Genomic DNA, 19,658 nt, shown 5'->3' on the forward strand with positions numbered 1-19,658 from the left:
ACCACTCAGGACCGAATCGTCCTATATTTCGATTTCAATTTATAAATCTACAAATTGCAGCTTGATATTAAATCAAACGAGGCTCCTGAGTATTTTCTCAGAGCCTCGTTTGTCTACAGTCTGAAGCTGCGGAATGCACCGCAGCTTTTTTTAAATGTAAAACATGTAATTGCCTTTGTTTTTCTGAGCCACGTATTCTTCAATCAAATGTGATAATTTGATTTTGGACAGGGTGGCTTTTACACTGTCATCCAGAACACGGTACACGTTGGCGTTTAAAATATTTTCAATAATGGGTGCTTTTTCTTCAACACTGCTTTCTGTGGGCTCGAAAAGGGTTTGCTCCAGTGCAGATAAAATGTCGTAGACACTGATCTCCGACGCATCTCTGGCCAAGCGATAGCCGCCCTGAGCCCCTTTAACAGAAGTGACAAGTTTTCCGCGTTTGAGCAGTGAAAAAATTTGTTCAAGATAAATTTTAGAAATGCCGAGATGGTCGGACAGGGTAGCGACAGGAATTAGTTTCCCGTTGGCGCTCAGCCAAGTCAGCTCAATCATGGCCGCAAGTCCGTACCGTCCCTTTGCAGAAATGCGCATAATGCCTCCTCATTAACATACTAAATATATATATATTATTTTAATCAAGCCATAGGGCGCCGTCAAGATCTTTTGACAAAATAAAAAGCCCTGAAAATTTTTTATAATTTACAGGACTTATAAATGTTGATGATAAAGATTAAAGGATATTACGGCGCGACGTTGACGTAATTATCTGGGAGCTCGTCGAAGAACATGATACCGATGCAGTCGGGACCGATGTGAACGGTGAGGGCAGCGCCTGCGCCCTGCTGCGGGATGATGAAATTTTTTACGCCCATATCTTTTGATAGGGCTTTCTTAACTTTATCCTGAAGGGCCGGAGCCTTGCTGTGGATAAAACCGACACATTGGTTTTTATTGGGCATTTTTTCATCAACCAGCTCGAGAAGACGGCGTTCCGCGCGCTTTTGTCCGCGGACTTTTTCATATGGCAGGATCCTGCCGTCATTAAAATAAAGAATCGGCTTGATTTTCAGCATGTCGCCGATGAGCGCGGCGTTTTTGCCGATTCGCCCGCCTTTGGCGAGCCAGCGGATATTGCCGACGAGAAAATAAATGTTGATATGGCGGCTTAAAAAATTCATCGTATCGCTGATTTCTTCGAAAGATTTGCCCAGTTTGCTGAGCTTGAGCCCTTGATGGAGGATGAGCATCATGCCCGTTGTAGCGGTTTTGGAATCAATGATCGAAATTTTTCGGTCTGGATAATCATCCAGAAGCTGAGAGGCGATGAGTGAAGCGGTTTGGAAGGTTCCGGAGAGTCCGCTCGAAAGCGCCAAATAGATGATATCGTCGCCGCGGTCGAGGTATTTTTTAAAGCATTCCTGATAAGTGACGGTCTGGACCTGGGATGTTTTTGGAAAATCGTCCGGATTTTGATTGACAAAATCGAGAATCATATCCGGGGTGATGTCGATTCCGTCATAGTAGGTTTTGTCGTTAATGGTGATTGGAATGGGAAGAACTTCGAACGGGTAGCGGCTGCGTATATTTTCATCAATGTCGCACATTGAGTCAGTGATAAATTGAATTCCCATCAGCGCCTCCTTCGGAAAATGTTAATCAAGATTGCCTAATATTTTATCACGGCCGTTTTATTTTGACAACTTTGTTTTCATTTGCATTCATGATAAAATAAAAATAGTTTTTACAGGAGGACGACATTGACAACCATTATCGAGACGTTAAAAAGCGAATTTCATCTTTCAGAGGAGATTCTGAGGCGGACCATTCAATTAATTGACGAAGGCAACACCATTCCGTTTATTGCGCGCTACCGCAAAGAAGAGACAGGCAACATGGACGACACAGTACTGCGGGAGTTAAATGATCGACTCGGCTATTTGAGGCGGCTGGAGGCCCGCAAGGCCGACGTCGCTGCACAGATTAAAGCGCAGGACAAATGGACGCCAGAACTGGCGAAGGCGCTCGGCCACGCAGCGACCATACAGGAGGTAGAGGATCTCTATCTCCCGTTTAAGAAAAAGCGGCGGACACGGGCGATGAAGGCGAAAGAAGCCGGGCTTGAACCGCTGGCCGAAGCCCTTAAATCTGGGAAAAGCGACGGTGAACTGCTGGCTTTGGGGGAAGGGTATCTCAACACGGAAAAAGAGATTCTCTCTGCGGAACAGGCCGTTCAAGGTGCCCAGGACATTGTGGCTGAGGAAATCTCCGAGCAGGCGATCCTTCGAAAAAATATCCGCGAGGTTTTAGAAAAAAGGTCGGTGATTTCGACAGTGGTCAAATCGGAATTTGCCGATCAGAAAACGCCGTATCTCGATTATTACGACCACACGGAGTCTCTCGCACACATTGCGAATCACCGCGTGCTTGCGATTAACCGCGGGGAAAAGGAAAAAGTGCTCAGCGTCAAGATTGACGCCCTGGAAGCGCCAACGATTCGCTATCTGATGAAGAAAACGGCGCCGTGTCCGACAGACAGTACACACCGCTATTTTGAACAGGCCGTCACAGACAGCTACAAACGGCTGATCTTCCCGGCTATTTCCCGGGAAATCCGCAGCAGCTGCAGCGAGCGGGCTGAAAAATCGGCGATTGCCAGTTTTGGCACAAACTTGAAAAAGCTGCTCCTCGGGCGTCCGCTGAAGGGAAAAACCGTGATGGGATTCGACCCTGGATTTAAAAACGGCTGCAAAATCGCGGTGCTCGATTCTACCGGAAAATTGCTGGCTACCTCCCGAATTTTTCTGCCTTACGGCAAAAAGCGCAGTCCCGAAGCAGAGCGGACATTGACCCAGCTGATCCAGAAATTAAAAATTGACGTCATTGCCATCGGCAACGGCACGGCTTCGCGGGAAAGCGAACAATTTATCGCAGAGCTCATTCAAAAGGAAGGTCTTGAGGTCCAGTACACGATTGTTTCAGAAGCGGGCGCGTCGATGTATTCGGCCTCACCTCTGGCGGCTGAGGAATATCCAGAGGTGGACGTTTCGTTGCGGGGGGCGATTTCCATCGCCGGGCGTCTGCAGGATCCGATGTCGGAGCTGGTCAAAATCGAGCCGGAGCACATTGGCGTCGGTCAATATCAGCACGATGTGGATCAGAAAGAACTGCGAAACGCCTTAGCCGGGGTGGTCGAGGATGCGGTGAACCGCGTGGGCGTCGACGTCAACCGCGCGTCGGCGGTGCTGCTCAAATACGTCGCCGGGATTACAGAAAAGACGGCGCAGGCGATTGTCGCCTGGCGGGATGAAAACGGGCCGTTTCCAAGCCGCAGGGCGCTTTTGAAAGTCAAGGGCCTTGGCGCGAAGACTTACGAACAATGTGCTGGTTTTCTCCGCATCGACGGCGGAGACGAACCGTTGGATCGAACGGCGGTTCATCCCGAATCCTATCCGGCAGCACGGGCCGTCTTGGAGGCGGCGGGTTTGAGCGAAGAAGATTTAAAACACAAGACCCCTGAGGCGCTGCGCGCCGCTCTCGAAACCCTCGATTTAGATCAGATCGCTAAAACCTACGAGATCGGGAAATGGACATTAATCGATATTGTCGATGAGCTCAAACGACCGGGCCGCGATCCGAGAGACAGCGCGCCGCCGATTATTTTAAAACGGGAAGTGCTTTCGATTGAGGATTTGAAACCCGATATGGAATTGAGCGGGACCGTGCGCAACGTTGTAGATTTTGGCGCCTTTGTGGACATCGGTGTGCATCACGATGGCCTGGTCCACATTTCTGAAATTTCCAACCGTTACATTAAGGATCCGTCAGAGGTCTTATCTGTGGGAGATGTTGTGACGGTTCGGGTGCTGGATGTGGATTTAGATCGGAAGCGTATTGCACTCTCTATGCGTTTGTAGAAAAAACTTGACAAAAACTAAAATAGTCTGTATAATTTTTTGTTTTACGCCTGTCCTATTTTATGCTATAATGTAACTAACTAACAAATAGAGGTGCAAAACATGTATAAAGTCGGTGACAAAATTGTGTATCCAATGCACGGGGCAGGCGTCATTGAAGATATTGAAGAAATGGATATCTTTGATAAAAAACAGACTTATTATAAAGTGACCATTGCATCCGAGGGCATGGAAATATTAATTCCAGTTGATAAAGCCGATGAAGTGGGATTGCGGGACATCCCTAATCACGAGGACATTAAAAAAATGTTCGAGATTTTGAAACAACCGCAAGACCGGATGACATCTAATTGGTCCAAGCGCTATCAGGACAACATGGACCAGATGAAAACCGGCGATCTGCTCGATGTGGCGCGGGTAACCCGCAATTTGATGATCATGGACCGTAAAAAAGGTCTTTCGAGCGGCGATAAAAAAATGCTGATGACCGCAAAGAATTTTTTGATTTCGGAGCTGATGGTCGTCGAACATACTGAAAAGGAAGCGGCCGGCAACGCCATTGAAGACGCCGTTAAAGCCTGAACCCAACCAAAAGCCCAATCGGGCTTTTTTTATTGAGCAGTAAACTGAAAATTTAATTAAAGCGCGAATCCTTTCGTAATATGGTAGCGTTAAATGGTATAATAGGAGCGTTATCAAAATTTTTTACACATTTAAAAGGAGGTGAGTAAATGTTAAAGAGAGTACTGCGCGGTATTTGCACGATCATCGGCATGGTGCTGGGCTATCTGCTCGGTCTGTTAGTTTACCGAAACGGCGCTCTCCCGGAAGTATTTCACCGCGTGCCACTGCTGCACCATAACCAATGGTTTGTCATTCTAATATTTGTCATTATTTTTGGTTTCATCTTTTTTATCATTTTTCCATTGGTTGCGCGCATCGGCAAGGCCATTTCCGAAGCGGTGGAAAAGGGGATGGCCGAGGTGCGTCTGGCGGATATTGTTCTCGGTATTTTTGGTTTGATTATCGGTTTGTTGATCGCAATGCTGATCTGCGTGCCGGTCGGGCGTATCCCGATCAGCTGGCTTGCCAGTACCATCACACTTATCGTGTACGTGCTGATGGCTTATCTCGGCGTGATCATTCCCATTCGAAGACGCGATCAGATTCTGGACAGTCTGCAGGTGATGCGGGAAAACACCAGCGTCAAACGAATGAGCCGCAAAAAGGCCGCCAATCCCCTTGAGGAACGCGCGAAAGTGCTGGATACCTCGGTGATTATCGACGGCCGGATTTACGATATTATCCAGTCCGGTTTTCTTGAAGGGCCGCTCGTTGTCCCGTCCTTTGTGCTGGGCGAGCTTCAGCTTTTGGCGGATAACGGCGACGATTTGAAGCGGGTGCGCGGCCGCAGAGGCCTCGACATCATCAACAAAATGCAGTCGGAGTACGGCAATTTGATCAAAATTATCGATAAGGATTATCCCGAATTGAGCGGTGTCGACGATAAGCTGCTCGAAATGGGAAAAGATGAAAAAATGAAAATCATCACCAACGACTACAATCTCAATAAAGTCGCGAAGGTGCGGGGCATTCAGGTCTTAAATATCAACGAGCTGGCCAACGCCGTCAAGCCCGTTGTGCTGCCGGGAGAGACCATGCAGGTGCACCCGGTTAAAAACGGCAAGGAATCTGGACAGGCCGTGGCTTATTTAGATGACGGCACGATGATCGTCATTGAAAACGGCCGGCGCTTCATCGGTCAGCAAATCGTGGTGCGGGTGACCAGTGTGCTGCAGACCGCTGCGGGGCGGATGATTTTCGGAAAGGCAGAACATCATTAAGATGACGGAATTGAGACAAACTTTGCCTGCTGATTTTTTAGACAAAATGTCGGCGCTGCTTGGCCCGGAAGCGTTTCGAGCTTTCCTGGAAAGTTACCGCCACGTGCCGAAAAAAGGGCTGCGGGCGAACACACTGAAGGCCGGACGGGACGAAATGGTTCAGCACATTCCCTTTAAGACGCAGCCGATCCCGTGGTGCGATACCGGTGTCTATATTGACGCCGAAGAGCGCCCTGGCAAGCAGCTGGCCTACAACGCCGGGCTTTATTATGTCCAGGAACCCTCTGCGATGATTCCGGCGGCGGCCCTTGCGCCCCGTCCGGGAGAACGGGTGCTGGACATGTGCGCGGCGCCGGGCGGCAAGACGACCCAGCTGGCCTGCGCCCTTGAAAACCAGGGCCTTTTAGTCGCCAATGAAGTGGTAAAAACCCGGGCAAAGGTCCTCGCGTCCAACGTGGAGCGCATGGGGATCACCAATGCGGCGATCACCAATGTAAGGCCGGATCAGCTTATCGATATTTTTGGACCGGCAAGCTTTGATAAAATTCTCGTCGACGCGCCCTGCTCGGGTGAAGGTATGTTCCGGAAAGACCCGGCGGTCGCTGCGGCGTGGCGCCTCGAAAATGTCGCCCAGTGTGCGAGACGTCAGAAGAAAATGCTCGAGACGGTTGATATTTTGCTTAAACCCGGTGGCGCGCTCGTCTATTCCACCTGTACCTTTGCGCCGGAGGAAGACGAGCAGATCGTCGAATATCTGGTCCAAAGCGGGAAATACGAGGCACAGCCGATCACCCTGCCCGGTCTGCCGGATCACGGCCGTCCGGAATGGACGGCGCACGGCTGTGAGGCAGTCAAGCAGGCGGTCCGCGTGATGCCGCACCGCGTCGAAGGTGAGGGGCATTTTATTGCGAAACTTAAAAAAACGGCTGAGGCGCCGTCCGAAGTTTTTTCCAAAAGAAGCCGCCCGAAGAAAAAGAAACGCAGCCTTTGGCGGCGCGCATCTAAAAAAGATTTGAAGGATTTTACCGCTTTTTCAGAAACTGTTGGATTGAAGTGGCACGGGTCTGACTTGATCATTGCGGGTGACGTATTAATCGCGCTGCCTGAAGGGCTGTATCCCGATCAATTGGATCGCGGAAAATGGGTACGCCCGGGGCTGGAAATCGGCACGTTTAAAAAGGGGCGGTTTGAGCCCGCCCATACCTTTGCGATGGCCCTGAAGGCCGATCAGATTGCATCGGTTTACGATTTCAAAGATGAGGATGAGGCATATGCCTATTTAAAGGGCGAACCGATTGTCAATGCTGGCGCGCACAAGGGATGGACGCTGATGTGCTGGCTCGGCTATCCTTTGGGCTGGGGAAAGGCGTCGGGCGGCACCATTAAAAACCATTTTCCTAAGGGGCTGCGCATTTTAAAGAAATAAATTAAAGAAGAGAAATTATTCAAGAAACCAGGCGATTTTTATTATTATTTTAAATCTCTCAGGGATTTATCGGCATCAACATTTTTATACGGCGGCAGATCAATGGATTGATTTGGAAAACGTGCCGGGGACAACCGGATACTGCGACGAGCAGGCGGCGGCAGTTATTCGGCGGCGGCTGAAAGATCAGCCTGCCGAAGGGATTCACTTTCTCGACAATGGCAATTATCATTACCTGTCGTATTTTTGGCTTGAAAAGCTGAAAGGGCCAGTGGATTTATTGGTATTTGATCACCATTCAGATATGCTTCAACCGGTTTTCGGCGACATCATGAGCTGCGGCTCATGGCTGCTTCGGACGGTTCAGGATTTGCCTCTCGTACGCAAGGTGATGATTTTCGGAATCGACCCCGATTACGTCGGCCACGTTCCCCAGTTTCTCAGAAACCGCGTGACGACAGCGGATCGGGAGGAAGAGATGCTCGCTTTTTTAAAGGCGCGGCCTAAGGTTTCCCTTTATATTTCGCTGGATAAGGATGTTTTTTCGACGCGGGATGTCCGAACCAATTGGGACCAGGGAAGGCTCCGATACGTCCATTTTGAGCGCCTCCTCGCGGCGGCGGACCGTATTCGAAAAATCGTTGGGATGGATGTCTGCGGCGAGAGCACTCAATACGGCGAACAATGGCACGCCGATGGTTTTAACAAAAAGCTGGCCCGCCTCATTCAAAGCACCCGATTCGCAAAACAGCTTCAGGCAAAATAAAAAAGGTATCTTTTTAACGAGTTAGTTAAAGAGATACCTTTTTTGTGTTTATTAATTTTTGATTTTGCCTGAAGCGCCGTATTCGTCGCGCCGTTTGTGGGTGTGGCGCGCCGTCAGCTTTTCAAACACGTCGTCGAAGGAGACGCCCTGGTAATTGAGCAGCACGGAGAGGTGATAGATCAGATCAGAGGCTTCTGAAATCAATTCCTCAGGATCGCCGTTTTTGGCGGCGATGACCGTCTCAGTTGATTCCTCGCCGAGTTTTTTGCAGATTTTGTCGAGACCTTCATTAAACAAATAATTGGTGTATGAGCCTTCAACCGGGTGGGCCTTGCGGTCTTCGATCTGGTCGTTCAAAGTCTTTAAAATGGCGCTGTTGCCTTTATCACGTCCGGTGTCTTCAGCCAGTTCTCGGTAAAAACAAGAGGTGTGGCCGGTATGGCAGGCTGGGCCGTCCGGGATCACTTCGAGTAGCAGCGTATCCGCATCGCAGTCGTAATAGAAGGTGACCACGTGCTGGAAATGGCCGGAGGTTTCGCCCTTTGTCCAAAGAGCCTGTCTCGAGCGGCTGTAGAAGGTCGCCTTGCCCGTGTCCAGTGTGATTTGGATCGATTCGGCGTTCATCCAGGCCATCATTAAGACTTGACGGGTGTGATAATCCTGGAGAATGGCCGGAACGAGGCCTTGGTCGTTGAATTGAATTGCGGCGTCATCGAGCGCCGTGAGCATTTGCAGAGATTGAGACATAATTTCCTTTCATAAATGCGAGTTAGACGAGGCGCATGGGGAGGCCTTCGTCAGACAGATATTGCTTCAGATCCGGAATCAGGATTTCCTTGTAGTGAAAAACGGAAGCGGCGAGAGCGGCGTCGGCGCCAGCCTTCAGTACTTCGGAGAAATCGGCCATTTTGCCGGCACCACCGGAAGCGATAACCGGGATGGTCAGAGTTTCGGATAATTTTTTATTGAGCGCGATGTCGTAGCCCTGTTTGACGCCGTCGGTGTCGATGGAGTTGATGCAGATTTCGCCAGCCCCGAGAGATTCGCCCTTTTTGGCCCATTCGATGGCGTCGATGCCGGTGTTGTGCCGGCCGCCGTCGGTGAAGACGTCCCAGGAGCCTTTGCCGTTGCGTTTGGCGTCGATGGATAAGACGACACATTGGTTGCCGAAACGCAGCGCGGCGTCCATGATCAGCTGTGGATTTTTGACGGCGGCAGAGTTGACCGAGACTTTATCGGCGCCAGCCATCAGCACTTGTCTGAAATCGTCCGTCGTACGGATCCCGCCGCCGATGGTGAAAGGGATGCGTACCGCTTCTGCGACTTTTTCGACAACGTTGATGAAAATGTCCCGCTTTTCGTAGCTGGCCGTGATGTCGTAGAAGACCAGCTCGTCAGCGCCCTGTTCCGAATAGTACCGGCCTAGCTCTACAGGATCGGCAACATCTTGAATGTCCTTAAATTTTTTGCCCTTGACGACGCGGCCGTGGTCCACGTCGAGGCAGGGAATGATTCTTTTTGTCAGCATGAGATTGATCCTTTCAGGAATTCCGGTGTTCTGCCAGATATTGCTTCAAATCAATGGCCCCTTCGTAGATCGCCTTGCCGGTAATCGCACCGTAAAGATTCATTTCGCGCAGACGGTCCAGATGTTCAGCACTGGCGACACCGCCCGAAGCGATGATGTCGATGTTGAGGTTTTGATTTAACACGTCGAGCATGTTGAAATTGGGGCCGGCCATCATGCCGTCTTTGGAAATGTCGGTGTAGACGAGAGTTGACAGCCCGACCTTTTCGAGGGAAGTGGCCAGCTCGAGGGCTTCGACGTCGCTGTCCTCAGTCCAGCCTTCCGTGCGGACGATGCCGTCTCGTGCGTCGATAGACACACAGATTTTGTCGTCGTAATCGTAGATCAGATGCTCGATGAAATGAAAGTCCTTGATGGCCTGGGTCCCGATGATGATGCGGGAGATGCCGGCGTCGATGTAGGTCTTGGCGATTTCTGCGTTGCGGATGCCGCCGCCAAGTTCAACGGGAATATCGATGGCGGCCAGAATGTTCTTGATAATGTCGAAATTTTTCGGTTTGCCGTCGAAAGCGCCGTCTAAATCGACGATGTGCAAATATTCAGCACCCCAGGATTCGAATTGCTTGGCGACTTTGACCGGATCCTTAAAATAAACCGTTTCGTCGTTTTTTTCTCCCTGCCGGAGGCGGACGCACTGGCCGCCTTTGATATCGATAGCTGGTAAAATGATCATGAAATGAACTCCTTCCAGTTGATCAGCAGTTGATTGCCGACTGCTGCACTCTTTTCAGGGTGAAACTGCATGCCGATGACGTTGTCTCTGCGCACAATGGCGGGCACCTTCACACCGTATTCCGCGTAGGCCACGACATCGCGGTCAAAGTGGTCCGGCACGGCGTAATACGAGTGGACAAAGTAGACGTAGTCTTTGTCACTCAAGGTTTTGGCGATCGGGTCGTCCGGCTGGTGGATATTGAGGTTGTTCCATCCCATATGGGGCACTTTCAGACCGGTCTTTTTTGTGTCCTCGAAGCGTATGACCTTGCCGGGGACAAAGCCCAGCCCTTTCCACTCGCCGTCTTCCGAACTTTCGTCAAATAAAAGCTGCATGCCCAGACAGATGCCCAGCAGGGTTTTACCATTTTTGACGTTTTTCATCAGGACGTCGTATAAATCGTACTTGTCCAGATTGTTCATCGCGTCGGCGAAGGCACCGACCCCCGGCAAGACGATGGCCGAGGCGCTGTCGATGGTTTTCGCGTTGCGGGTGATGACGCAATCCATGTCGAGGGACTTTAAAGCCGTTTCAACGTTTTTCAGGTTGCCGACGTCGTAATCGATAATTGCAACTGTCATTCAATCACTCCTTTCGTACTTGGAATGCCGTGAATATTGGGATCAATGGCGACCGCTGCTTTGAGCGCCCGTCCAAATCCCTTGAAAATGCCTTCCACGATGTGGTGATTGTTTACGCCGTAAAGGCTGGCCACATGGATGGTCATGCCCGAGTGGGTCGTGAAGGCGATAAAAAATTCCCGGAGCATTTCGGTTTCAAAATCGCCGATGTATTCCCGCGTGAGCGCGACGTTCCAGACGAGATAGGCGCGCCCGCTGATATCGATGTTGATCCGGCAGAGGGATTCGTCCATCGGCAGAAAGACCGTCGCGTAGCGGGTGATGCCGACCTTGTCTCCGAGGGCCTTAGAAAAGGCCTGCCCGAGAACAATGCCGAGATCTTCGAGCACATGGTGGGTGTCAACGCCGTCGCCCTTTGCGGCGATGATCAGGTCGAAATGACCGTGGGCCGCAAAAAGGGTCATCATGTGGTCAAAAAAGGCGACGGAGGTGTCGATATCGGCGCGTCCGGTTCCGTCGAGATCGAGGGTCACGCTGACGTCCGTTTCAGCGGTTTTTCGTGAAAGCGATACTTTGCGGCTCAAGATAGACTCCTTTTCAAGACCTTGATGACGGCGTCATTTTCTTCCGGTGAACCGACGGTTAGACGGATGTGATCGACGTCATCAGATACATCGTGTTTTAAATATTTTACCAAAATGCCTTCATCAAGTAAAGCTGCGTAAAGCGGGGCGCCGTCCGGCACTTCAAAGTAAATGAAATTGGAAGCGGTGGGATAAACCCGGGTGATGCCTTTCAGTCCTTTGAGGAATTCGTAAAGGCGCTGTCTTTCGCTATTTAGAATCGTGACGTTTTCCAAAAGGGTGTCCCGATGTTTTAAGGCGATGACGGCGGCGGCCTGGGTGAGTTTATTCAGATTGTACGGCGATTTGACCTTGTACATCATATCGATTAAAGGCTTCGGGCCGACAGCGTAGCCGCAGCGGATGCCAGCCAGGCCAAAGGCCTTGGACAGGGTACGCAGGACGATGACGTTGTTGTATTCGTTGACGATTTCGGTGAGGTCGCCTTCTTTTTTAAATTCGATGTAAGCTTCGTCAAGGACGACCAGCGCGTTGGTTTCTTCTAAAATATCCGCGACATCGTGACGGGGCAGCAGTGATCCAGTCGGATTGTTGGGCGAACACAGGTAAATCATTTTGGCGTTTGTGCGTTTCGCTGTGTTGATGATGTTTTCGACATCGGGCGTGAGGTCCTCCGTGTCGGGAACCCAGACGAAATCGGCGCCGCCGATGACACTCCAGATCTGATACATCGAAAAGCTCGGCGCGTGGGAAATAACGACGTCCCCGGGATTGATGAAGGTTTGATTGAGCATGGACATGATTTCGTCGGAGCCGCAGCCGCAGATGATCTGGTCCGCGTCGATACCGGTGTAATCGGACAGCTGTTCGCGAAGGGCTGTCGCCGACGGATCAGGGTAGCGGTTCAATGACATGTCCAGTATCGTATCATTTAATTCTTTTTTTAGCGCATCGGGAAAATCGAAAGGGTTTTCGTTGGCGTTGACGATAATATTGTAGTCAGGCGGAACGACTTTGTAAGCCTCTAAATCTTTTACACAGGGGCGGGTGAAATCAGGCGTCATTGGAAAATCTCCTTTCAATGGACTTCGCGTGGGCGTCGAGGCCTTCCGAATAGGCGAAGGCGGTGATGTCGTCGGCAGCAGCCTTTAAATTGTCGCGATCGTACTGAATAATGCTGGACCGTTTGATGAAATCGTAGACTCCAAGAGGCGATGAGAACTTCGCCGTTCCGGAGGTGGGCAGCGTGTGGTTCGGACCGGCGTAATAATCGCCGAGGGGTTCCGGCGAATACATGCCGAGGAAAATGGCTCCGGCGTTGCGGACACAGTCCAGATATTTTTCGGAGTTGTCGATGGCCAGCTCAAGGTGTTCCGGTGCGATCTGGTTCGTCAGCTCGAAGGCGTCGTCTAAATTGTCGCAGACGAAGACAAAACCGTGATCGGTGACGGAAGCCTTGGCGATGGCTTTGCGGCGCAGATCGGTATCGATCTGGCGGTCGATTTCTGCGATGACTTGATCCGCCAATTTGTCGTCGGTGGTCACCAGCACAGGCATGGCCATTTCGTCGTGTTCAGCCTGGGATAACAAGTCAGCCGCGATATAGACCGGGTTTGCCGTTGAATCGGCGACGACGCAGACTTCGCTGGGGCCGGCGATCATATCGATGGCGACTTTGCCGAACACTTCTTTTTTTGCGGTGGCGACGAAAATATTGCCAGGGCCGACGATTTTATTAACCGGCGCGATGGTTTCAGTTCCGTAGGCTAACGCCGCGATGGCCTGAGCGCCGCCGACTTTGTAAATTTCCGTAACGCCGGCGATTTTGGCGGCGCAGAGAATGTTTTGGTTGATGTTGCCGGAGGCGTCAGGCGGGGTCACCATGACGATGGTATCGACGCCCGCGACAACGGCCGGAATCGTGTCCATCAAAACGGTGGACGGGTAAGCCGCTTTGCCGCCGGGGACGTAAACGCCGACACGGTCAATGGGGGTGATGTGCTGCCCCAAGGTGATGCCGTCTTTCGGGTGGATCGTCCAGGTGGTTTCTTTTTGATGTTCGTGGAAATTTCGGATATTTTCAGCCGAGCGCTTAATCGTTTCGATCAGCGCCGGATCTGTTTCTGAGAAGGCGCGGTCGATTTCTTCCGGGGTCACTTTCAGCGAATCGAGCTTGCAGTGGTCAAATTTTTCTTCGTAATCCTTGAGTGCGCGGTCGCCTTCTGATTTGACACGGTCAATGATGTCCAGAACCGTCGTGCGGACATCCTGTTGGTCGGATTCGCTGCGTTTGAGGATGATGTCAAGCTGCTGCCTGACTTCAGTGTTGTACGTGTATTTTTTCATATTGCCTCCAAATGGGTGTAATCAGTTAAAAAGCCAATTCTTTAAATTTTTCGACGATGGGGTCGATCTGGGCACGCTTGGTCTTCAAGCTGACATGATTGACGATGAGCCGCGAGCTGATATCGAGGATGCTGCGCAGGACAACCAGGCCGTTTTCCTTCAGCGTGCTGCCGCTTTCGACGATATCGACAATGCAGTCACAGAGACCGAGAATCGGTCCAAGCTCGACGGAGCCGTTGATCGTGATTAAATCCACAGGCTGGTCGATTTGTGTGAAATAATTTTTGGCGATGTGGGGGTATTTTGTCCCGACCGTCAGCTTGCGGTTGTATTGAATCTGCGTGTCCTTAAAGCCCGCTACGCACATCCGGCACTGGCCGATTTTCAAATTGAGCAGTTCGTAAACGTCGGCCGGATGTTCCAGCAGGACGTCTCGGCCGACGATGCCGATATCCGCGGCGCCCTTTTCGACGTAGGTGCCGACGTCCGGTGATTTGACGAGGAAAAATTCAAGGGTATTGGTCGTGTCCGTGAAAATCAGCTTGCGGCTTTCCTTCGAATAATCCGGAAACACGTAGCCGATTTCCTTCAAACGATCGATGGTTTTATTGGCCACCCGCCCTTTGGCCAGGGCCATTTTAATTTTATTTTTTTGCAAAGTCATGAATTACTCCTATTCCGATTCCGAAGTGAGGGGGACAGATGCGATTTCCGTCACGGGACTCAGCGCCGATCCTTCCCATTTCAATGCGCCGTCTTTTTCAAAAACGTAGTAATCGGCATCCTGATAAAGACGCTGAACCTGAAGCCGTTCGATCATCGCCGTCGGCAGCGAGTTGATCACAAAAACTTCTGTCATAATTCCCTGTTCGCGCAGGCGGCCCGCGAGTTCAAAAACACGCTGTTTTTCGGATTCCCGATACAGCAGCACAATGTGAGCGGGAGACTGTGTGTGAATTAAATCGTGTTCTTCGAGGTAATCCATCAAACTGAGGAGGTTGACCGCGAAGCCGCAGGCGGGCCGGTCAATGCCGAACTGCTGGCTCAGCTTGTTGTAGCGGCCGCCGTCGATAATCGGCGCGCCCCAGTTGCCGGCGTAGACCTTAAAGATCAAATCGGTGTAGTAATTCATCGAACTGGTGAAGCCCAGGTCAAAGGTGACGTATTGATCGAGCCCGACAGACCGAAGGTGTTCAAACAGCGCGCTTAGATTTTTGACCACGTCCTGCATTTTTTGATTGATACAGAGTTTGGTCATCCGGGCAAAAACATCGGTCGGCTCGCCGTAGAGCATCGGCAGCTCAAGGATGATGTCTGAAATTTTCGGGTCGTAATGCCGGCTCGAGAGGAATTCCTGGATATCGCCGATATTTTTGTTCTCAATGAGTTCGAACAATTTGGCACGGTCCGCCTTGGAGATCGTCAGCTCGTCGAGCAGGTAGTTGATAAAGCCTACATGCCCAAGGTCGATTTGGACGTCGCTCACGCCGTTCGCCTTCAGCGACTGAATGGCCAGGGCGATGATTTCGCCGTCACATTCTGGGGAATTGTCGCCGAAGAATTCCACACCCATCTGTGTGATTTCTTTGCGGACATCGCCAGGACCTGAAAAGTTGCGGTAGATATTCGTTTGATAAAACAGCTTAATGATTTCGTTTGGATCGTGATGATTGATGGCGGCCATCCGTGCGACGGAAAGGGTCGCATCTGGCTTTAATGCCAGGACGCGTCCCTTCCGGCTAATGAATTTAAACAATTCGTTCGCCGAAATGGCATCGTTCTTGATGAAACTATCGTAGGTTTCAAAGGTGGGAATGGCGACCTGGTGATATCCGTATCCGGTGTATAGTTTGGTTAAATTGTGTTCGATCTGGGATAACGCCTGGAATCCCTGATACTGAATGTTTTCAAAGCCTTCAATGGTATAGGTTGTTAGCATTTTGCCTCCTGAAACTGCTTGCTACTGTCATACTGTAACGTAAAAAAGTATAGACAGATCATAACACTTCACTCAAATAAAGTCAACTGCGATTCTCAATAATCTGCGATAAAAATTATTTTATCATAAATTAAGATTTAATCATTGAAAAAATATATTCAATGGGGGACAATAGGCGTAATCTTAAAATCATATAGAAAGAAGGGGTACAGGTGTCATACCGCTGTGTTTGTTTCGATTTTGACGGAACGCTGGCCGATACGGAAGGCATGGTCTTTCGGATTTTCAATGAACTTGCAAAAAAATATCATTATACGCCAATCGATGTCAGTCAGCGCGCTTTGATCAAGGACATGTCGGCTCAGGACGTTTTGCGCCATATGAACCTGCCCTTTTACCAGGTTTTTCGATTGATGATTGAGGGCCGCAAACACATGCGCAACCAGCAGGAAGATATCGTCGCCATTCAGGAAAACCTGCCGGAAGCTTTTGCAGCCATTGCAAAATTAACGGATTATTGCGGCATATTAACGTCGAATTCCGAAGACACCGTTCGAAATTTTTTGTGGATCCATCAACTGACGCCCTATGTGGATTTTGTGGAAGGCGCAGCGCTTTTTTCTAAGAAGCGAAAACTTTTGAAGCTTTGCCGAAAACTGCGCATTTCGCCATCGCAGATGCTTTACGTCGGCGACGAAACTCGGGACGTCCGCGCGTGCAAGGAAGCGGGCATCGATGTGGCGGCCGTGGACTGGGGATATAATACCAAGCGGGCGCTCGCGCAGTGCAGCCCGACTTATGAGGTGTCGGATATGGCAACACTCGTTCAAATTGTGGCCTACCGCAACCAAAATGAAGAGGCGGGATCGGCAAAGGCGCGCCGATATATTCGGCGTATGAGAAAAAAGCAGCAGCGGATAAACTGAGCGAAGGCGATGAATCAGAAATTTTTGGAAAATGGGCCTTTCAGCGTTTTATTTGAAGCCTTTGAAAAAAACGGGGAAGCGGTTTATATTGTCGGCGGCGCGGTCCGCGATCTGCTCCTCGGTAAACGCCCGAGTGATTGGGATTTTGCCTCGAGCGCGACGCCAGACCGGATCGCGTCGATTTTGTCTGCGGCATTTCCTAATGGTACCTTGATTTTAAAAGGAAAACGCTATGGCACGATCGGAATCGATTTGCCCGACGGAGCAAAGCGCGTGAGTTTTGAAATCACAGCTTTTAGAAAAGAAGAAAGTTACACAGATGGGCGCCATCCTGAGGATGTGGCTTTTCAAGCGTCAATTTTTGAAGATGTGCGCCGGCGGGATTTCACAGTCAACGGATTGTGGATGAACCGTCACGGTGTGATTTTCGACGTCGTCGGCGGGCTCACGGATCTCAAACAGAAAGAAATACGCTGCATTGGCCGAGCAGCCGAACGATTCGATGAGGATCGTCTCAGGAAATGGCGATGCGTGCGCTTTGCCGCTCAAATTGGCGGACAGATTGAGCCGCACACGCGCGAGGCCATTGTTCAAAATCCGGGGACGGATGGCGTGAGCCTCGAGCGCATTCAAATGGAATTATCGAATATGCTCATAGGCCCGGATGCCGCGTACGCGGTGCACGAGCTGATTGCGACTGGCCTGTGGGACGATTTGCTGAGACGAACGGCGTCGACAGATCTGCCCGTCGTTTCAAAGGACGTGGCAGATCAAATCAATGCGCTGCCGCGAGTCCTTCCGGTGCGCCTCGCCTGGCTTTTCCAGGATGCGCCGGCTGATTGTGTCAGCGGGTTTTTAAAGCGGCTGCATTTTAGCAATCAGAGGATCAGACAAGTGGCCATGCTGTTAGATTTTGCTAATCTTAACTGCGATGATAGAGTTGGGTTTAAGACGGCGCTTCGCCAGATGGGAGCGCCGGTCTTTGAAATGGCCCTCGAACTGCAAAAGCTCAAAAAAGATAATACACAAAACCGCGCCGCCTTTACTGACATCTTAAAGAACCGCGAGCCGATAATGCCGGCTGATTTGGCCATTGGCGGCGAAGAACTGAAGGCTTTGGGATTTCGCGGCAGGCAGATCGGCGAAACCTTAGAGCGTTTGCTGCGGTGGGTGTACGAGGCGCCGGCATACAATAAACGCGGGGCACTGCTCAAACGCGCCAAAACCTGGCTGAATCAGGAAAACAACAACGAAGGGAAACAATCATGATGAATCTAACATCACCAGCGGTGATTTCTGAGTTGATGGCGGCCCATCAGCTTCATTTCAATAAACAATTCGGACAGAATTTTCTGATCGATCAAAATATTCTCGAAAAAATTGTCGACGCGGGGCACATCACGGCAGCAGACACCGTTCTCGAGATCGGGCCGGGGATCGGTTCGATGACCCAGGAAATAGCAATGCGCGCTCGCCGCGTCGTGACGGTCGAAATTGACAAGAAGCTCATTTCTGTTCTTGGCGAAACCCTGGGCGATTTTGACAACATCGCCATTGTCAATCAGGATTTTTTGAAAACGGATGTGTTAGATCTCATAGAAGGGCCGACATCGCTGAAGGTCGTGGCCAACCTGCCTTATTATATTACGACGCCAATTATCATGAAACTCTTGGAAACGCCGTGGCCAGACGGCATCGATTTGTCACGGATGACGTTTTTGGTGCAAAAGGAAGTGGGCGAACGCATCTGCGCCGGGCCCGGGAGTAAAAGCTACGGCGCCCTCAGCGTGATCGTGCAGTATTACGCTGATCCGGCCGTCATGTTCACGGTGCCGGCGTCGGTCTTTATGCCGAGACCGAAAGTGGATTCTATTGTCATCAGTCTTCAGAAAAGGACCCAGCAGGCCTTTGAACCCTGTGATAAAAATCAGTTTTTCAAGGTGGTGAAGGCTGCATTTCAGACCCGGCGCAAGACGGTCATCAACAGCCTTTCAAACAACACAGCTTATCCGAAAGCGGTGCTGCTCGACGCCTTGTGTGAGGCGGGCATCGACCCGAGAAAAAGAGCGGAGCAGCTCGACGGCGAGGCCTTTTGCAAGTTGGCGAACATTCTGTATCAAAAGGGCGCCAATAATGACATTGAATCTCAAATAAAATGATGATAAAATATACTCAGCATACTATATAGAATAGGAGAGAAGCTGATGATCGGAGATCTATTACGGGGTAAATTTGTATCCAACCGTCTGTTAACGGATGTCGAAGACTGCATGCTCGAACAATACGAATTACCGGAAGGCCATATCGATATTGGTTTGTTTACCACGGCGTGCGATGGCGTGGGATATGTGGCAGCAGACGATGCGACAAAAAAGGCAAATGTCGAAGTGCCGAAAATTTACACAACCTACGGCGGCTGCGGTAAATTCAATGATGGGCAGGTTTTTGGCGTCATTTCCGGGCCGAAGGTATCAGACGTTGAACGCGGCCTGCGCTACGTTCGCGCCTTTACTGAACAGCAGTCAACATTGTACAGCATTTCAGAAGATGATTCGACGCTGATTTACGCGCAGTGCGTTCCGAGAATTGGCCGTTATTTTTCAAAGGCTTACAATCTGCCGGAAGGGTCGTCGATCGCTTATTTGATCGCACCGGCCATGCAGGGGGCGATCGGCATCGATGAAGCGCTGACTCAGGCGAACGTTGAGGTCGTGCGTTTTTGGAGCAGTCCAACCGAATCCAATATGAGCGGCGCCATTTTAACCGGCCGTGAAGCGCAGTGTGACATTGCCGTCAAGGCATTCCGCGATGTGATCATTGAGGCGGTTCAGGACCCCATTGAGTATTAATTAACCAGCTGCAATTTAAAAGGGACAGCCCATCGCCGGGCTGTCCCTCAGACTGTAGACAAACGAGGCTCTGAGAAAATACTCAGGAGCCTCGTTTGATTTAATATCAAGCTGCAATTTGTAGATTTATAAATTGAAATCGAAATATAGGACGATTCGGTCCTGAGTGGTTCT

20 protein-coding genes are annotated in these 19,658 nt (G+C 50.6%); 9 read left to right on the plus strand and 11 right to left on the minus strand.

What is annotated here, in order from left to right; all coding sequences use genetic code 11:
- Positions 1-150 precede the first annotated feature (150 nt).
- On the minus strand, positions 151-597 hold the full coding sequence (locus FYJ52_RS09500; RefSeq protein WP_154576985.1) for an RrF2 family transcriptional regulator: 447 nt from the start codon (positions 595-597) through the stop codon (positions 151-153).
- A 149-nt stretch (positions 598-746) separates the two neighbouring features.
- Complete coding sequence (locus tag FYJ52_RS09505; RefSeq protein ID WP_154576986.1) at positions 747-1,637, minus strand: DegV family protein; 891 nt, start codon at positions 1,635-1,637, stop codon at positions 747-749.
- A 126-nt stretch (positions 1,638-1,763) separates the two neighbouring features.
- Between FYJ52_RS09505 and FYJ52_RS09510 the strand changes: the two genes are divergently transcribed.
- From FYJ52_RS09510 to FYJ52_RS09530, 5 genes are all read left to right on the plus strand, one after another.
- Positions 1,764-3,920: a Tex family protein gene (locus FYJ52_RS09510; protein ID WP_154576987.1), complete on the plus strand. Its 2,157-nt coding sequence runs from the start codon at positions 1,764-1,766 to the stop codon at positions 3,918-3,920.
- A gap of 102 nt (positions 3,921-4,022) precedes the next feature.
- Complete coding sequence (locus FYJ52_RS09515) at positions 4,023-4,502, plus strand: CarD family transcriptional regulator (RefSeq protein ID WP_154576988.1); 480 nt, start codon at positions 4,023-4,025, stop codon at positions 4,500-4,502.
- A 149-nt stretch (positions 4,503-4,651) separates the two neighbouring features.
- Positions 4,652-5,764 carry a PIN/TRAM domain-containing protein gene (locus FYJ52_RS09520; protein ID WP_154576989.1) on the plus strand — a complete coding sequence of 371 codons (1,113 nt, stop codon included), beginning with the start codon at positions 4,652-4,654 and terminating at the stop codon, positions 5,762-5,764.
- A 10-nt stretch (positions 5,765-5,774) separates the two neighbouring features.
- Entirely contained in the window at positions 5,775-7,190 is a 1,416-nt protein-coding gene (locus tag FYJ52_RS09525) for an RsmF rRNA methyltransferase first C-terminal domain-containing protein (RefSeq protein WP_235901597.1), read from the plus strand.
- A gap of 121 nt (positions 7,191-7,311) precedes the next feature.
- The gene (locus FYJ52_RS09530; RefSeq protein ID WP_154576991.1) at positions 7,312-7,956 is read left to right on the plus strand and encodes an arginase family protein; all 645 of its coding nucleotides are present in this window, start codon (positions 7,312-7,314) and stop codon (positions 7,954-7,956) included.
- 51 nt (positions 7,957-8,007) lie between these two features.
- Here FYJ52_RS09530 and hisIE read toward each other — a convergent pair whose 3' ends face one another.
- The 9 genes from hisIE to hisZ are packed head-to-tail and all read right to left on the minus strand — an operon-like array spanning position 8,008 to position 15,709.
- A complete protein-coding gene (gene hisIE / locus FYJ52_RS09535; RefSeq protein WP_235901598.1) occupies positions 8,008-8,703 on the minus strand; it encodes a bifunctional phosphoribosyl-AMP cyclohydrolase/phosphoribosyl-ATP diphosphatase HisIE in 696 nt (231 codons plus the stop codon).
- A 22-nt stretch (positions 8,704-8,725) separates the two neighbouring features.
- Positions 8,726-9,484, minus strand: coding sequence for an imidazole glycerol phosphate synthase subunit HisF (gene hisF, locus FYJ52_RS09540; protein WP_154576992.1), 759 nt, complete (start codon positions 9,482-9,484; stop codon positions 8,726-8,728).
- Positions 9,485-9,497: 13 nt separating this feature from the next.
- On the minus strand, positions 9,498-10,217 hold the full coding sequence (gene hisA / locus FYJ52_RS09545; protein ID WP_154576993.1) for a 1-(5-phosphoribosyl)-5-[(5-phosphoribosylamino)methylideneamino]imidazole-4-carboxamide isomerase: 720 nt from the start codon (positions 10,215-10,217) through the stop codon (positions 9,498-9,500).
- Positions 10,214-10,840 carry an imidazole glycerol phosphate synthase subunit HisH gene (gene hisH, locus FYJ52_RS09550; protein ID WP_154576994.1) on the minus strand — a complete coding sequence of 209 codons (627 nt, stop codon included), beginning with the start codon at positions 10,838-10,840 and terminating at the stop codon, positions 10,214-10,216. The genes hisA and hisH overlap by 4 nt, the downstream gene beginning before the upstream one ends.
- Complete coding sequence (gene hisB / locus FYJ52_RS09555; protein ID WP_154576995.1) at positions 10,837-11,424, minus strand: imidazoleglycerol-phosphate dehydratase HisB; 588 nt, start codon at positions 11,422-11,424, stop codon at positions 10,837-10,839. Before hisB ends, hisH begins: the two co-directional genes overlap by 4 nt.
- Positions 11,421-12,488: a histidinol-phosphate transaminase gene (hisC, locus tag FYJ52_RS09560; RefSeq protein ID WP_154576996.1), complete on the minus strand. Its 1,068-nt coding sequence runs from the start codon at positions 12,486-12,488 to the stop codon at positions 11,421-11,423. Before hisC ends, hisB begins: the two co-directional genes overlap by 4 nt.
- The gene (hisD, locus tag FYJ52_RS09565; RefSeq protein WP_154576997.1) at positions 12,478-13,770 is read right to left on the minus strand and encodes a histidinol dehydrogenase; all 1,293 of its coding nucleotides are present in this window, start codon (positions 13,768-13,770) and stop codon (positions 12,478-12,480) included. Before hisD ends, hisC begins: the two co-directional genes overlap by 11 nt.
- Positions 13,771-13,795: 25 nt before the next feature.
- The gene (gene hisG / locus FYJ52_RS09570; RefSeq protein WP_154576998.1) at positions 13,796-14,434 is read right to left on the minus strand and encodes an ATP phosphoribosyltransferase; all 639 of its coding nucleotides are present in this window, start codon (positions 14,432-14,434) and stop codon (positions 13,796-13,798) included.
- Between the two features lie 9 nt (positions 14,435-14,443).
- Entirely contained in the window at positions 14,444-15,709 is a 1,266-nt protein-coding gene (gene hisZ / locus FYJ52_RS09575; protein ID WP_154576999.1) for an ATP phosphoribosyltransferase regulatory subunit, read from the minus strand.
- Between the two features lie 212 nt (positions 15,710-15,921).
- On the opposite strand from hisZ, the gene FYJ52_RS09580 reads away from it, so the two are divergent.
- From FYJ52_RS09580 to FYJ52_RS09595, 4 genes are read left to right on the plus strand one after another with little or no spacing between them, the layout of a single operon-like run.
- Positions 15,922-16,635 (plus strand): HAD hydrolase-like protein, encoded by a 714-nt coding sequence (locus FYJ52_RS09580; RefSeq protein WP_154577000.1) that lies wholly within the window; start codon positions 15,922-15,924, stop codon positions 16,633-16,635.
- A 9-nt stretch (positions 16,636-16,644) separates the two neighbouring features.
- Positions 16,645-17,904, plus strand: a complete 1,260-nt coding sequence (locus FYJ52_RS09585; RefSeq protein ID WP_154577001.1) for a CCA tRNA nucleotidyltransferase — start codon at positions 16,645-16,647, stop codon at positions 17,902-17,904.
- Positions 17,901-18,794, plus strand: coding sequence for a 16S rRNA (adenine(1518)-N(6)/adenine(1519)-N(6))-dimethyltransferase RsmA (gene rsmA / locus FYJ52_RS09590; RefSeq protein WP_154577002.1), 894 nt, complete (start codon positions 17,901-17,903; stop codon positions 18,792-18,794). The genes FYJ52_RS09585 and rsmA overlap by 4 nt, the downstream gene beginning before the upstream one ends.
- A gap of 45 nt (positions 18,795-18,839) precedes the next feature.
- The gene (locus FYJ52_RS09595) at positions 18,840-19,484 is read left to right on the plus strand and encodes a BMC domain-containing protein (protein ID WP_154577003.1); all 645 of its coding nucleotides are present in this window, start codon (positions 18,840-18,842) and stop codon (positions 19,482-19,484) included.
- Positions 19,485-19,658 lie beyond the last annotated feature (174 nt).

The organism is Pseudoramibacter porci (assembly GCF_009696145.1).
Lineage (GTDB): Bacteria > Bacillota > Clostridia > Eubacteriales > Eubacteriaceae > Pseudoramibacter > Pseudoramibacter porci.

Coding starts and splice junctions, on each gene's coding strand:
- FYJ52_RS09500 (WP_154576985.1), bottom strand. CDS start 597: ATGCGCATTTCTGCAAAGGGACGGTACGGACTTGCGGCCATGATTGAG.
- FYJ52_RS09505 (WP_154576986.1), bottom strand. CDS start 1,637: ATGGGAATTCAATTTATCACTGACTCAATGTGCGACATTGATGAAAAT.
- FYJ52_RS09515 (WP_154576988.1), top strand. CDS start 4,023: ATGTATAAAGTCGGTGACAAAATTGTGTATCCAATGCACGGGGCAGGC.
- FYJ52_RS09520 (WP_154576989.1), top strand. CDS start 4,652: ATGTTAAAGAGAGTACTGCGCGGTATTTGCACGATCATCGGCATGGTG.
- hisIE (WP_235901598.1), bottom strand. CDS start 8,703: ATGTCTCAATCTCTGCAAATGCTCACGGCGCTCGATGACGCCGCAATT.
- hisF (WP_154576992.1), bottom strand. CDS start 9,484: ATGCTGACAAAAAGAATCATTCCCTGCCTCGACGTGGACCACGGCCGC.
- hisA (WP_154576993.1), bottom strand. CDS start 10,217: ATGATCATTTTACCAGCTATCGATATCAAAGGCGGCCAGTGCGTCCGC.
- hisH (WP_154576994.1), bottom strand. CDS start 10,840: ATGACAGTTGCAATTATCGATTACGACGTCGGCAACCTGAAAAACGTT.
- hisC (WP_154576996.1), bottom strand. CDS start 12,488: ATGACGCCTGATTTCACCCGCCCCTGTGTAAAAGATTTAGAGGCTTAC.
- hisD (WP_154576997.1), bottom strand. CDS start 13,770: ATGAAAAAATACACGTACAACACTGAAGTCAGGCAGCAGCTTGACATC.
- hisG (WP_154576998.1), bottom strand. CDS start 14,434: ATGACTTTGCAAAAAAATAAAATTAAAATGGCCCTGGCCAAAGGGCGG.
- hisZ (WP_154576999.1), bottom strand. CDS start 15,709: ATGCTAACAACCTATACCATTGAAGGCTTTGAAAACATTCAGTATCAG.
- FYJ52_RS09585 (WP_154577001.1), top strand. CDS start 16,645: ATGAATCAGAAATTTTTGGAAAATGGGCCTTTCAGCGTTTTATTTGAA.
- rsmA (WP_154577002.1), top strand. CDS start 17,901: ATGATGAATCTAACATCACCAGCGGTGATTTCTGAGTTGATGGCGGCC.
- FYJ52_RS09595 (WP_154577003.1), top strand. CDS start 18,840: ATGATCGGAGATCTATTACGGGGTAAATTTGTATCCAACCGTCTGTTA.